At 50.3% G+C, this 13,294-nt stretch carries 11 protein-coding genes; 10 read left to right on the top strand and 1 reads right to left on the bottom strand.

The window, feature by feature from the left end:
• The first annotated feature begins 177 nt into the window (after positions 1-177).
• From ACTHRE_RS03830 to ACTHRE_RS03785, 10 genes are all read left to right on the top strand, one after another.
• Positions 178-3,006, top strand: coding sequence for a 2-oxoglutarate dehydrogenase E1 component (locus ACTHRE_RS03830; RefSeq protein WP_377072093.1), 2,829 nt, complete (start codon positions 178-180; stop codon positions 3,004-3,006).
• Between the two features lie 99 nt (positions 3,007-3,105).
• Positions 3,106-4,287, top strand: coding sequence for a 2-oxoglutarate dehydrogenase complex dihydrolipoyllysine-residue succinyltransferase (odhB, locus tag ACTHRE_RS03825; RefSeq protein WP_377072094.1), 1,182 nt, complete (start codon positions 3,106-3,108; stop codon positions 4,285-4,287).
• Between the two features lie 259 nt (positions 4,288-4,546).
• Positions 4,547-5,980, top strand: coding sequence for a dihydrolipoyl dehydrogenase (gene lpdA / locus ACTHRE_RS03820; protein WP_101755269.1), 1,434 nt, complete (start codon positions 4,547-4,549; stop codon positions 5,978-5,980).
• 124 nt (positions 5,981-6,104) lie between these two features.
• Complete coding sequence (locus ACTHRE_RS03815) at positions 6,105-6,392, top strand: hypothetical protein (protein ID WP_004519272.1); 288 nt, start codon at positions 6,105-6,107, stop codon at positions 6,390-6,392.
• Between the two features lie 71 nt (positions 6,393-6,463).
• On the top strand, positions 6,464-7,630 hold the full coding sequence (gene sucC, locus ACTHRE_RS03810; protein ID WP_440344845.1) for an ADP-forming succinate--CoA ligase subunit beta: 1,167 nt from the start codon (positions 6,464-6,466) through the stop codon (positions 7,628-7,630).
• A 10-nt stretch (positions 7,631-7,640) separates the two neighbouring features.
• A complete protein-coding gene (gene sucD, locus ACTHRE_RS03805; RefSeq protein ID WP_002221113.1) occupies positions 7,641-8,531 on the top strand; it encodes a succinate--CoA ligase subunit alpha in 891 nt (296 codons plus the stop codon).
• A 189-nt stretch (positions 8,532-8,720) separates the two neighbouring features.
• A complete protein-coding gene (locus ACTHRE_RS03800) occupies positions 8,721-9,089 on the top strand; it encodes a DUF883 family protein (RefSeq protein ID WP_070608049.1) in 369 nt (122 codons plus the stop codon).
• Between the two features lie 112 nt (positions 9,090-9,201).
• Positions 9,202-9,609 carry a phage holin family protein gene (locus tag ACTHRE_RS03795; protein WP_377072099.1) on the top strand — a complete coding sequence of 136 codons (408 nt, stop codon included), beginning with the start codon at positions 9,202-9,204 and terminating at the stop codon, positions 9,607-9,609.
• Positions 9,590-9,856 carry a hypothetical protein gene (locus tag ACTHRE_RS03790; protein WP_070608048.1) on the top strand — a complete coding sequence of 89 codons (267 nt, stop codon included), beginning with the start codon at positions 9,590-9,592 and terminating at the stop codon, positions 9,854-9,856. The genes ACTHRE_RS03795 and ACTHRE_RS03790 overlap by 20 nt, the downstream gene beginning before the upstream one ends.
• A gap of 225 nt (positions 9,857-10,081) precedes the next feature.
• The gene (locus tag ACTHRE_RS03785; RefSeq protein ID WP_101755271.1) at positions 10,082-10,915 is read left to right on the top strand and encodes a phosphatidylserine decarboxylase; all 834 of its coding nucleotides are present in this window, start codon (positions 10,082-10,084) and stop codon (positions 10,913-10,915) included.
• Positions 10,916-10,999: 84 nt separating this feature from the next.
• On the opposite strand, the gene znuD is transcribed toward ACTHRE_RS03785, so the two are convergent.
• Positions 11,000-13,285 (bottom strand): TonB-dependent zinc receptor ZnuD, encoded by a 2,286-nt coding sequence (znuD, locus tag ACTHRE_RS03780; RefSeq protein ID WP_377072102.1) that lies wholly within the window; start codon positions 13,283-13,285, stop codon positions 11,000-11,002.
• Positions 13,286-13,294 lie beyond the last annotated feature (9 nt).

The following is a 13,294-nucleotide window of genomic DNA, read 5'->3' as shown; positions in this document are numbered from 1 at the left end:
GTTTGAAAAAATCGAATTGCCGTTTTCAATGAGGTTGGTCGTAATTAATTAAGTTGATAGCAGGTAATTTGATTTGAAATAGGGTAGAATAAAGTGTCATTTCAGACGGCCTGAATTCCGTTCGGAGAACACGGGATTCTACCCTTTGTTTATATTTTAAAGAAAAGAGCTCACGCCATGATGGACGAAAAACTCAATTTCTCTTATCTGTTTGGTTCTAATGCGCCATACATCGAGGAGTTGTATGAAAAGTTTCTGGATAATCCGGAATCTGTCGATGAAAAATGGAAACAGTACTTTACCGATTTGAGTAAACAGCCGGGCGCAGTCGCTGTCGATGTTGCCCATACACCGATTCGTGAATCATTTGCCACTTTGGCTAAAAAGAAAATTGCCGCAGCCGTCGCAGGCGGTGTGGATGAGGCAATGATGAAAAAGCAAGTCAGCGTTTTGCGACTGATTTCTGCCTATCGTATCCAAGGCGTGGGTGCAGCCCAACTTGATCCGCTCAAACGTATTCCTCCTCAAAATATTGAAGCTCTCGATCCTAAATTCCACGGTCTGTCAGATGCCGATATGGCGCTTCAGTTTAATATGGGCGAGGGCGATTTTTCCGGTCAGAGCAAACTGCCTCTGTCCCAAATCATCAGCAACCTCAAACAAACCTACTGCGGCCATATCGCGGTAGAGTACATCTACATTCCAAATACCGAAGAGCGTCGCTGGGTTCGCAATTATTTTGAAAGCGTACTGTCTACGCCAAGCTACAACGTTGAACAAAAACGCCGTATCTTGAAAGAAATGACTGCTGCCGAAACTCTGGAACGCTACCTGCATACCAAATATGTCGGTCAAAAACGCTTTGGTGTAGAAGGCGGCGAAAGCGCTATTGCCGGTTTGAATTACTTGATTCAAAACGCTGGTAAAGACGGCGTGGAAGAAGTCATTATCGGTATGGCACACCGTGGCCGTCTGAATGTTTTGGTTAACATTTTGGGCAAAAAACCGGCTGATTTGTTTGCTGAATTTGAAGGCCGTGCCGAAATCAAATTGCCTAGCGGCGACGTGAAATACCACATGGGCTTCAGCTCCGACATCGCCACTCCGCACGGCCCAATGCACGTTTCTTTGGCATTTAACCCGTCACACCTGGAAATTGTTAACCCAGTAGTGGAAGGTTCTGCGCGCGCCAAACAAAAACGTTTGGGCGAAAACGGCCGCGATAAAGTCTTGCCGGTATTGATTCACGGTGACTCCGCATTTATCGGTTTGGGTGTTAACCAAGCAACATTCAACCTGTCTAAAACACGCGGTTATACCACCGGCGGTACTGTTCACATCGTGATCAACAACCAAATCGGCTTTACGACTTCCGATACCCGCGATACCCGTTCAACCGTATACTGTACCGATATCGCGAAAATGGTTTCCGCTCCGGTTATCCATGTGAACGGCGATGATCCTGAACGCGTTTGCTTTGCCATCCAAGCTGCCTTGGATTACCGCAAAAAATTCCATAAAGACATCGTGGTCGACGTTGTCTGCTACCGTAAATGGGGCCATAACGAGGGCGATGATCCGACCCTGACCCAACCGATGATGTACAAAAAAGTATCGCAACACCCGGGTGCGCGTGCTTTGTACACCGAGCAACTGATTGCCGAAGGCGTGGTAACCCAAGCTGAGGCTGACGGTTACATCCAAGCCTACCGTGATGCTTTGGACAAAGGCGAACATGTTGAACAAACAACTTTGAGCAATTTCCAACGCACGCAAATCGACTGGAGCAAATACCAAGGCAAAGATTGGCGCGAAAAAATCGAAACCGGTTTGCCTGCCGCCGACATCGAGCGCCTTACCGAGAAATTTACCGCCGTACCGGAAGGCTTTGCCCTGCATCCGACTGCAAAACGTGTGATCGAAGCGCGTAAAGCCATGGCATCCGGCAAACAAGCCATCGACTGGGGTATGGCCGAAACCCTCGCATACGCAAGCCTGCTGACCAAAGGTCATGGCGTGCGTATCTCCGGTGAGGACTCTGGCCGCGGTACATTCTCACACCGTCATGCCGTTCTGCACGATCAAAAACGCGAAAAATGGGACGACGGTACTTATGTTCCTCTTCGCAACATGGGCGAAGGCTTGGGCGAGTTCCTGGTTATCGACTCTATCTTGAACGAAGAAGCCGTGATGGCGTTCGAGTACGGCTTTGCCTGCTCCGCACCTGACAAGCTGACCATTTGGGAAGCTCAATTCGGTGACTTCGCCAACGGCGCGCAAGTGACTATTGACCAATTCCTGTCTTCAGGCGAAACCAAGTGGGGTCGCTTGTGCGGTCTGACCACCATCCTGCCGCACGGTTACGACGGTCAAGGCCCTGAGCACTCTTCTGCACGTGTAGAACGTTGGTTGCAACTGTGTTCTGAGAACAATATGCAAGTCATCATGCCGTCTGAAGCGTCGCAAATGTTCCACCTCTTGCAACGTCAAGTCTTGGGTTCATACCGCAAACCGCTGGTGATTTTCATGTCCAAACGCCTGTTGCGCTTCAAAGGTGCAATGAGCCCGCTGGAAAACTTCACCGAAGGTTCGACTTTCCGTCCGGTTATCGGCGATACCGCAGAACGCACAAGCAACGACAGCGTGAAACGCGTAGTATTGTGTGCCGGTCAGGTTTACTATGACTTGGAAGCAGGCCGTGCCGAGCGTAAACTGGAAGATGATGTCGCTATCGTCCGCGTTGAGCAGCTGTATCCGTTCCCATACGAGGAGGTTAAAGCTGAACTGGCGAAATATCTGAACGCAAAATCTGTGGTTTGGACACAAGAAGAGCCGAAAAACCAAGGTGCGTTCTACCAAATCCGCCACCGCATTGAAGACGTTATCAGCGAAGAGCAAAAACTGTCTTATGCCGGTCGTCCAAGCAGCGCATCGCCTGCAGTGGGCTACTCAAGCAAACACATTGCTCAATTGAAACAATTGGTTGAAGACGCTTTGGCGTTATAAACCAAGTAGCATTCCGTCTGAGTCTGCTCAGGCGGAATGCCTATATGCAGAATTAAAAACACACAACAGGCCGTCTGAAAGGGCCATTGGAGACACAAAATGATTATTGATGTAAAAGTACCTATGCTGTCTGAAAGCGTATCTGAAGGCACGCTCTTGGAATGGAAGAAGAAAGTTGGCGAAGCCGTTGCCCGTGACGAAATCCTGATCGATATCGAAACTGACAAAGTGGTTTTGGAAGTACCTTCTCCACAAGCCGGCGTATTGGTTGAAATCGTAGCTCAAGACGGTGAAACCGTTGTTGCCGACCAAGTTTTGGCACGCATCGATACAGCTGCTACCGCTGCCGCTGAAGCACCTGCCACCGCGCCTGCAGAAGCAGCCCCAGCTGCCGCTCCTGCTGCTGCACAAAACAACGCCGCTATGCCTGCCGCCGCCAAACTGGCTGCCGAGACCGGTGTTGACGTGAACGCATTGCAAGGTTCTGGCCGTGACGGTCGCGTATTGAAAGAAGACGTACAAAATGCCGCTGCCAAACCTGCAGCAGCCGCAGCCCCTGCCGTTGCACTTCCTGCCGGCGCACGTCCTGAAGAACGCGTACCAATGAGCCGCCTGCGTGCCCGTGTTGCAGAACGCCTCTTGGCTTCTCAACAAGAAAACGCCATTCTGACTACATTCAACGAAGTCAACATGAAACCAATCATGGACTTGCGTGCGAAGTACAAAGAAAAATTCGAGAAAGAACACGGCGTGAAACTGGGCTTTATGTCCTTCTTCGTTAAAGCCGCTGTTGCCGCCCTGAAAAAATACCCGGTTGTGAATGCTTCTGTTGACGGCAAAGACATCGTGTACCACGGCTACTTCGACATCGGTATCGCAATTGGCAGCCCACGCGGTTTGGTTGTACCAATCCTGCGCGATGCCGACCAAATGAGCATTGCCGACATCGAACAAGCAATTGTTGATTACGCGAAAAAAGCTAAAGACGGCAAAATCGCTATCGAAGATCTGACCGGTGGTACATTCAGTATTACCAACGGCGGTACTTTCGGTTCTATGATGTCTACCCCGATCATCAACCCGCCTCAATCTGCGATTTTGGGTATGCACGCCACTAAAGAGCGCGCTGTGGTTGAAAACGGTCAAGTTGTTGTCCGTCCAATGATGTATCTGGCTCTGTCTTACGACCACCGTATCATCGACGGCCGCGAAGCTGTATTGACCTTGGTAGCCATTAAAGACGCGTTGGAAGACCCAGCTCGCCTGTTATTGGATCTGTAATCGTTTCAGACGGCCTTTTATTTGTTAATGAAAAGGCCGTCTGAATTTTTATTTAGATGTAGCGTAATGTAGTATCGTGCTACAATAGGCTCAACGAACGATTGAGGCCGTCTGAAACATTTGATTCGAATGAATCGACAGATATGGACTTTCAGACGGCCTTTTCTTAAAACCATCAAAACGCAGTCATTCAAAATAAAAAAGAAACGAAAAGTATCGTTTTTATTTTGAGATACTGCTAAAAGCAAAGGATGACACGATGTCTCAATATGATGTAGTAGTGATTGGTGCAGGCCCGGGCGGATACGTTGCCGCCATCCGTGCTGCGCAACTGGGTTTCAAAACCGCTTGCGTCGATGCAGGCGTTAACAAAGCAGGCAATGCCCCTGCATTGGGCGGTACTTGCTTGAACGTAGGCTGTATCCCTTCTAAAGCCCTGTTGCAATCCAGCGAACATTTCCACGCTGCGCAACACGATTTTGCCGAACACGGTATCACTGTCGGCGACGTAAAATTCGACGCGGCCAAAATGATTGAGCGCAAAGATGCCATCGTGACCAAACTGACCGGCGGCGTGAAATTCCTGTTCCAAAAAAACAAAGTAACCAGCCTGTTCGGTACTGCTTCCTTTGCCGGTAAAAATGGCGATGCTTACCAAATCGAAGTCGATAACAAAGGCGAGAAAACCGTTATCGAAGCCAAACACGTCATCGTAGCCACCGGTTCTGTACCGCGTCCGCTGCCACAAGTCGCTATCGACAACGTGAACGTATTGGATAACGAAGGCGCATTGAACCTGACTGAAGTACCTGCCAAACTCGGCGTGATCGGTTCCGGCGTGATTGGTTTGGAAATGGGTTCCGTATGGAATCGTGTGGGTGCAGAAGTTACCATTCTTGAAGCTGCGCCGACCTTCCTGGCTGCCGCCGACCAGCAAATCGCCAAAGAAGCCTTCAAATACTTCACCAAAGAGCAAGGCTTGAGCATCGAATTGGGCGTGAAAATCGGTGACATCAAGTCTGAAGGCAAAGGCGTTTCCGTTGCTTACGAAACTGCTGCCGGCGAAGCCAAAACCGAAGTATTCGACAAACTGATCGTTGCCATCGGCCGTATTCCAAACACCAAAGGCCTGAACGCCGAAGCCGTAGGCTTGGAAAAAGACGAACGCGGCTTTATCAAAGTAGATGGCGAATGCCGTACCAACCTGCCTAACGTATGGGCAATCGGCGACGTGGTTCGCGGCCCGATGTTGGCACACAAAGCCAGCGACGAAGGCGTTGCCGTTGCCGAACGCATTGCCGGTCAAAAACCGCATATCGACTTCAACAACGTACCATTCGTGATTTACACCGACCCTGAAATCGCTTGGGTGGGTAAAACCGAAGAGCAGCTCAAAGCCGAAGGCGTGGAGTACAAAAAAGGTACTTCAGGTTTCGGTGCAAACGGTCGCGCATTGGCAATGGGCAAAGCCAAAGGTACGGTTAAAGTGTTGGCAGATTCCAAAACCGACCGCATCTTGGGCGTACACATGATCGGCCCGGTTGTCAGCGAATTGGTTACCGAAGGCGTGACTGCGCTCGAATTCTTCGCCAGCAGCGAAGATATTGCCCGCATTATCCATGCTCACCCAACCTTGTCCGAAGTGGTTCACGAAGCTGCATTGGCGGCCGACAAACGCGCTTTGCACGGTTGATAGACATTAAAGCCGTCTGAAACTTTTCAGACGGCTTTAAGACCTTCGACAAATTGAATGTTTCGAGAGCTTCGTTTTCTGATTTATAATTCCGTCAGGCAAACAAACAGCATTTACATTCATTATGAACAAAGAAATAGTCGGTATTTTCTTTATACCGATGGGCATCATCAGCATGTGTATGGCCGCATTGTGGCAAATGTATGTGATGATGACCGAAACTTATACGCTCAACCGTTTCAAAGATAAAGAATTGGTTTGGCGCGTGGCATTGTTGTTTATCAGTTTCAGCCTTGCCGTTTATCTGCTCTGCCCGAATTCGCGTAAAAAAGGCATCGTCTTTTTTATTCTCGGGGGAGGCGGCGCAACCATGTATCTGCTGGCGCGGATGTGGTTGCCCTTCAGTAAATAGTAGGGCCGTCTGAAAATATGGGATTGGCCGCAGGGCGATTCCTAAAACCCACTCACCTTAAGGAGAAATCCATGAATTTACACGAGTATCAGGCTAAAGAACTGCTGGCTAGCTACGGTTTGCCCGTACAAGGCGGTATTTTGGCACACAACGGCGAAGAAGCCGCTGCAGCTTACGACAAATTGGGCGGCAAATTCGCTGTTGTCAAAGCACAAGTACACGCCGGCGGCCGCGGTAAAGCGGGCGGCGTAAAAGTCGTTAAAAGCCGCGAAGAAGCTAAAGAAGTGGCTGAAAGCCTGATTGGCACCAACTTGGTAACTTACCAAACCGATGCCAACGGCCAACCTGTCAACAGCGTTTTGGTTTGCGAAGACATGTATCCGGTTCAAACCGAGCTGTACTTGGGCGCAGTGGTTGACCGTTCTACCCGCCGCGTTACATTCATGGCTTCTACCGAAGGTGGCGTGGAAATTGAAAAAGTTGCTGCCGAAACTCCAGAAAAAATCTTCAAAGTAACCGTTGATCCGCTGGTCGGCCTGCAACCTTGCCAAGCTCGCGAAGTTGCCTTCCAACTGGGCTTGAAAGAAAAACAAATCAACGAGTTCGTCAAACTGATGACCGGCGCGTACAAAGCGTTTATCGAAAACGACTTCGCCCTGTTTGAAGTAAACCCATTGGCAGTTCGCGAAAACGGCGCGCTGGCTTGCGTAGATGGCAAAATCGGTATCGACAGCAACGCGCTCTACCGCCTGCCAAAAATCGCTGAATTGCGCGACAAATCTCAAGAAAACGAACGTGAGCTGAAAGCTTCTGAATTCGACCTGAACTATGTTGCCCTGGAAGGCAACATCGGCTGTATGGTTAACGGTGCCGGTTTGGCGATGGCTACTATGGACATCATCAAACTCAAAGGCGGCCAACCTGCCAACTTCTTGGACGTTGGCGGCGGCGCAACCAAAGACCGTGTGGTTGAAGCGTTCAAACTGATTCTGGAAGACAAATCCGTTAAAGGCGTATTGATCAATATCTTCGGCGGTATCGTACGTTGCGACATGATTGCGGAAGCCATCGTGGCAGCCGTTAAAGAAATCAACGTCAACGTTCCTGTCGTTGTTCGTTTGGAAGGTAACAACGCCGAACTCGGCGCGAAAATCCTGAACGAATCAGGTCTGAAACTGACTTCTGCAGACGGCCTGAATGACGCAGCCGAAAAAATTGTTGCAGCCGTAAACGCCTAAGGAGAAAAGAATGAGCGTATTGATTAATAAAGACACCAAAGTATTGGTTCAAGGTTTCACCGGTAAAAACGGTACTTTCCACTCCGAACAAGCTCTGGCTTACGGCACTAAAGTTGTCGGCGGCGTTACCCCAGGCAAAGGCGGTCAAACCCACCTGAACCTGCCTGTATTCAACACTATGAAAGAGGCCGTTAAAGAAACCGGCGCTGACGCATCTGTAATTTACGTTCCCGCTCCGTTTGTTTTGGATTCTATCGTTGAAGCAGTTGATTCAGGCGTAGGCTTGGTCGTTGTGATTACCGAAGGCGTGCCTACTTTGGACATGCTCAAAGCCAAACGTTACTTGGAAACCAACGGCAACGGTACCCGCTTGGTCGGCCCTAACTGCCCTGGCGTGATTACTCCGGGTGAGTGCAAAATCGGTATTATGCCGGGTCATATCCACACTCCGGGCCGCATCGGTATTATTTCCCGTTCTGGTACATTGACTTACGAAGCCGTGGCACAAACCACCAAACTGGGCTTGGGTCAATCAACCTGTATCGGTATCGGCGGCGACCCGATTCCTGGTATGAACCAAATCGACGCACTGAAACTCTTCCAAGAAGACCCAGATACCGACGCCATCATCATGATCGGTGAAATCGGCGGTACTGCGGAAGAAGAGGCAGCCGAATACATCCAATCCAACGTAACCAAACCTGTTGTAGGTTACATTGCTGGTGTTACCGCTCCTAAAGGCAAACGCATGGGCCACGCCGGTGCGATTATTTCCGGCGGTAAAGGTACTGCCGAAGAAAAATTCGCCGCTTTCGAAAAAGCCGGTATCGCTTACACCCGCAGCCCTGCCGAGTTGGGCACTACCATGCTGGAAGTGTTGAAAGCAAAAGGTTTGGCATAAGACTTAAGTCTTTGAGCTGAATTGGAAAGGCCGTCTGAAGTTTTCAGACGGCCTTTTTTAAATTACATTGGGTTGTTTTCAGAATAAGCACTTAATTTAATTTAAATTAACGTTTATTTGGAAATAAATGGTTATAATACTATTAACAGATGAACAATCTGTAACCATATCAATCTATAGGAGAGTAGTATGAAAAAACATAATTTTGAAAAACGTCGTGATGCTTTGTTGGAAGACATCCGAGAAGTAATGGATGATGTGGACGAACTGTACCGCAATGGTGTTGAAGCCGGTTCGGAAGAGGGTAGTAAAATTCGCGCTAAATTGGAAGCAAAATTGGCAGAAGCCAAAGAGCGTTTTAGCAGCTTCGAAGAAGAAATTAGCGAACGATTTAAAGATGGTAAAGAGCTTTTTTCCGAATTAGAGTCAGATGCTGGTGCGCGCTTGAAACGCGGTGCCAAACAAGCTGATGAAGTGGTGCATGAAAAACCATATTATGCAATGGGTTTTGCCGCATTGGCCGGTTTGGTTGTCGGTGTGTTGTTGAACCGCCGTTAATGCGAATATGTTAAGGCCGTCTGAACAGGTGTGTACATGAGATCATGGATTTCATTGCGCCGTGCAGACGGCCTCTGCCTTATGTTTTCCTGAAAAAAAAAGGATAGTTAAGATGGGAATTCGCCAGCGTTTTGAACATGGCAAGGCTTTGTTGAATCAGGGCGCGGATTTGCTGTTGCTGCGTTTGCATGTATTGAGCTTGGATTTGACGCGTCAGGCGGAGAATGTGTTCCGGTTGGCGATCTGGCTGGTGTTGTCCGGCGCGCTGTTGATGGTGGGCTTGGTCGGTTTGCTGTTCGGCTTGAACCGCGTGCTGTCGGATGTGGCCGCTTTGTGGGTATTTTTCGGCATTTTCTTTGTAAGTCTGCTGATTATTGCTGTATTGTTCCGCAAAGTATCGGCGGACTATCGGGAGCAGGGCAGTCGCGTGGCTGAGACCTTGCAGGATATTCGATCGGATATTGCGTATTTGCGCGGTGAGATAGACAAGGATACGGACGATGAAGCGACAGGAGTATGAAGAAGAGCGCGAGCTGCTGCTTTTAGAGGCTAAGCTGGTGCGGCTGCGGATTGAAGCGGAAAATTTGAAACTGCGTAAAGCGGAAGAAAGCAAAACACGACAGGGCAATCAGTTGATTAAGCTCGCAGATGTGGCGTATCAGTTGAGCCAAACGCGTTTGCTGTCTCAACGCTCTTTGTTTTCTACATCGCGCCGTCGGCATTGGATTTGGCTAGTGTTGGCGGTCATACTGGGCTTGTCGAGATAATCGAGGGCGGAGGTTTGGTCGAAATGATATTTGCAGCGTATTGTTGGCTCGTGTTAGCCGCTGGTTGAGGACGCTGCGTCATTGTGTTGCCGAAACTGAAACTTTATCTATGTTGAGTATTTTTTACAAAAGACACTGGCCGTCTGAACATTTCAGACGGCCTCAATGTTTGGAGTTTCAGATATAATGGCGGCAATTTTGAAATTATTAAATGAAGGATAAGTGATGAACCGTTTGTATCCCCACCCGATTATCGCCCGAGAGGGCTGGCCGATTATCGGCGGTGGTTTGGCTTTGAGCCTGCTGGTGTCGATGTGTTGCGGCTGGTGGTCTTTGCCGTTTTGGGTGTTTACCGTATTTGCTTTGCAGTTTTTCCGCGACCCTGCGCGTGAGATTCCGCAAAATCCTGAAGCGGTGTTGAGCCCTGTTGACGGCCGTATCGTGGTGGTCGAGCGCGCACGCGATCCGTATCGTGATGTTGATGCTTTGAAAATCAGTATTTTTATGAACGTGTTCAACGTGCATTCGCAAAAATCGCCTGCCGATTGTACGGTAACGAAAGTGGTCTATAACAAAGGCAAATTCGTGAATGCGGATTTGGACAAAGCCAGCACGGAAAACGAACGTAATGCGGTGTTGGCGACTACGGCTTCAGGTCGTGAAATTACTTTTGTTCAAGTGGCCGGTTTGGTGGCGCGCCGTATTTTGTGCTACACCCAAGCAGGTGCGAAACTGTCTCGCGGCGAACGCTATGGCTTTATCCGTTTTGGCTCGCGCGTGGATATGTATCTGCCTGTCGATGCGCAGGCGCAAGTGGCGATTGGCGATAAAGTCACCGGCGTCAGCACTGTATTGGCGCGTTTGCCGCTGACTGCGCCGCAAACTGAATCTGAGCCTAAAGCCGCCGCTGCTCCACAAGCTGCGCCTGCTTCTCAAGCTACTCCGGCTTCTCAAGCTGCTCCGGTTGAAACAGTGGCAAGCCAATCTACCGAACAGCAGCAAATTGAAGCGGCGGCGGCTAAGATTCAAGCGGCTGTGCAAGATGTATTGAGAGATTAATAGTCAGTTTTAAATGATTGGTTAAAACAAGAAAAAGGTTTTCAGACGGCCGTCTGAAAACCTTTTTTATTTGCCTGTCCGATTTTAAAACTTCACGTTAACGCCGCCGGTAAAGCTGCGGCCCATTTGCGGCGTATCGGAGAGGAAGCTGCTGTGGGCGTAAACGGATTGGTTGAGCAGGTTGTCGGCTTTGACGTACCAATTCCACTCGCCATAGCGCGTATTGCGGCGGTAGTTTGCGCCGAGGTTGAACATATGGTGTCCGGGCGTGCGCGTTTCGTAGCGGGCGAGTTTGTTTTGGGCGAACACGCGGTAGTAGTCCAAATTGGCATCGATACGGTCGGTCAGCGAGGCTTTCAGGTGGAAGCCGAGGCGCGCAGCCGGAACGCGGGGTGCGTTTTGGTCGTCCTGTGCAATAAAAGGACGGTTGCCGTAGGCATCTTCCCTACCGGGTAGGGACGGCAGGTTTTTCAGACGGCCTCGTACATAGTCGCCGGAAACGCCGATGCGGTAGCGCGGTGTCGGTTTGAAGTAGATTTCGCCTTCTGCACCGTAGAAGTCGGCGCCGGATTGGTTGTAGCGCACGAGCTTCATTTCGCTGTCGTCTTCGATGGATTTGGGGCCGCGTCCGTCGTTTAAGGTTTGGGCGTAAATGTAGTTGCCGAAGCGGTTGCGATAGAGTGCCAGATTGTATTGCCAGCGGTCGCCTTCATAGCCCAGCGCGAGTTCGATATTGTTGGAACGCTCTTTGTTGAGGTGTTTGTTGCCGACTTCAAAAGTGTTGGTGGCGACGTGTTTGCCGTGTGCGTACAGCTCTTGCGTTGACGGCAGGCGTTCCTGATGGGAGGCGGTCAGGCTGAGTTTGTGTTGTGGCGTGAAATACCAGTTGCCCGAAAGTGCGAACGAGCGGGCGGTTTGGCGGTGCGCGCCGAGGTCGGGCAGGGGTTGGTTGTAGTAGTTTTCTCGATCAATCAATGCTTTGTCGTACTGGATGGAGGCTTTTTGTTTTTCCACGCGTACGCCGCCTTCAAGCGTGAAGTTGTCCCAGTTTGCCTGTTCTACACCGAAAAAGCTGTAATGACGCACATTGTTGTCAATCAACATCGGCTGTTGGACAGTCTCGGGGATGGCGGAAAGTGCGCTGGATTTTTGTCCCAAATATTGCACGCCCCAGCTGCCTTTCAGACGGCCTATGGGCTGGTGGCGCAACTCGATACGGGCGTTGTGTGTTTTGTTGTTGAAGAAGTTTTCTACTGCATCGCCTGCTTTTTCGTCGTGGTGGTAGTCGTTGCGGTTCAGGTGTACGCGCAGGGCTTCAAAACCGGGAAGCGGCTGCTTCCATTCGGCTCGGAGTTCGTAGCGTTTGTTGCGCAGGTCTATCCAAGGTTTGCCGTTGTGGGCATGGGCGTGTGCATCGTCGTCGTGAAAGCCGCAGCTCAAGCCCGGATTGTCGTAATCGACGTCTTCTTCGGTCAGAAGGTGCGGATAAAGCTGCAAATAGCGTTTGTTAATCAAGCTCTTTTGCCAGATGATGTCGGCGTGGCAGTCGTCGTAGAGATGGCTGTGGGCAGGCAGGCCGTAGCGGTCGCGACGGTCGCTGTACGCCACGCCGAGGAAACCTTTATCCCCAACCCAAGACAGCCCGATAGTGCCTGTTTTGGAATCGGCATGGCTGTCGGGCAGTCGTTTCAGACGGCCTTCTTCTTTTTGATAGCGCGGTACGGCGTAGTCGCCCGATTTACGGTACAAGCCTTCGGTATGCAGCACGAAGTTGTTGCCCAAACCGATATTGATGCCTGCAGATGTCAGTTTTTCCAAATTGCCGCTGCTCAAACGCAATCCGGCTTCGCCCGATACGCCGTTTTCAGGCATTTTTTCGGGGATTTTGCCATCGGCAACATCGACCAAACCGGCCACATTGCCTGAGCTGTACAAGAGCGTAACCGGGCCGCGCAGGATTTCGACCTGTTGCGACAAGGCGCTGTCCACCATGATTGCATGGTCTGGAGAGAAGTCCGCCATGTCGCCCGTTTCGCCGTGATGGTTCAAAACTTTAATCCGCCTGCCTGTTTGACCGCGAATGACGGGAGCAGACGCGCCGCCACCGTATTGCGAGGCATGAATGCCCGGTACGCCGTCTAAAGCATCGCCCAAGTTGACGGCTTTTTGGCGCAAGGTATCGCCGGAGATGATTTTGTCGGAGGCGGTCGAAGTGTGCAACAGCCCCGATGTGGTGCGCGGACGGCTTTTGCCGACGACGGTAACCTCTTCCAAGTCCACCGACTGATCGGTTTCATGCGCTTGGGAGAGGATGGGGGTGCTGATTAAAAGAATAGATAAAACAATGGGTTTGAGTGTGGTTTGTGTCATTTTAGTTTC

Source organism: Neisseria sp. P0001.S007 (assembly GCF_051963655.1).
In the GTDB taxonomy this organism is placed as follows: domain Bacteria; phylum Pseudomonadota; class Gammaproteobacteria; order Burkholderiales; family Neisseriaceae; genus Neisseria; species Neisseria subflava_A.
The sequence above is the reverse complement of the archived record's forward strand: the minus strand, read 5'-3'. Positions and strand labels throughout refer to the sequence as shown.

What these genes read in the sequence shown, in the direction of transcription:
- ACTHRE_RS03830 (WP_377072093.1), top strand. Translation starts at nt 178, where the DNA reads ATGATGGACGAAAAACTCAATTTCTCTTATCTGTTTGGTTCTAATGCG.
- odhB (WP_377072094.1), top strand. Translation starts at nt 3,106, where the DNA reads ATGATTATTGATGTAAAAGTACCTATGCTGTCTGAAAGCGTATCTGAA.
- lpdA (WP_101755269.1), top strand. Translation starts at nt 4,547, where the DNA reads ATGTCTCAATATGATGTAGTAGTGATTGGTGCAGGCCCGGGCGGATAC.
- ACTHRE_RS03815 (WP_004519272.1), top strand. Translation starts at nt 6,105, where the DNA reads ATGAACAAAGAAATAGTCGGTATTTTCTTTATACCGATGGGCATCATC.
- sucC (WP_440344845.1), top strand. Translation starts at nt 6,464, where the DNA reads ATGAATTTACACGAGTATCAGGCTAAAGAACTGCTGGCTAGCTACGGT.
- sucD (WP_002221113.1), top strand. Translation starts at nt 7,641, where the DNA reads ATGAGCGTATTGATTAATAAAGACACCAAAGTATTGGTTCAAGGTTTC.
- ACTHRE_RS03800 (WP_070608049.1), top strand. Translation starts at nt 8,721, where the DNA reads ATGAAAAAACATAATTTTGAAAAACGTCGTGATGCTTTGTTGGAAGAC.
- ACTHRE_RS03795 (WP_377072099.1), top strand. Translation starts at nt 9,202, where the DNA reads ATGGGAATTCGCCAGCGTTTTGAACATGGCAAGGCTTTGTTGAATCAG.
- ACTHRE_RS03790 (WP_070608048.1), top strand. Translation starts at nt 9,590, where the DNA reads ATGAAGCGACAGGAGTATGAAGAAGAGCGCGAGCTGCTGCTTTTAGAG.
- ACTHRE_RS03785 (WP_101755271.1), top strand. Translation starts at nt 10,082, where the DNA reads ATGAACCGTTTGTATCCCCACCCGATTATCGCCCGAGAGGGCTGGCCG.
- znuD (WP_377072102.1), bottom strand. Translation starts at nt 13,285, where the DNA reads ATGACACAAACCACACTCAAACCCATTGTTTTATCTATTCTTTTAATC.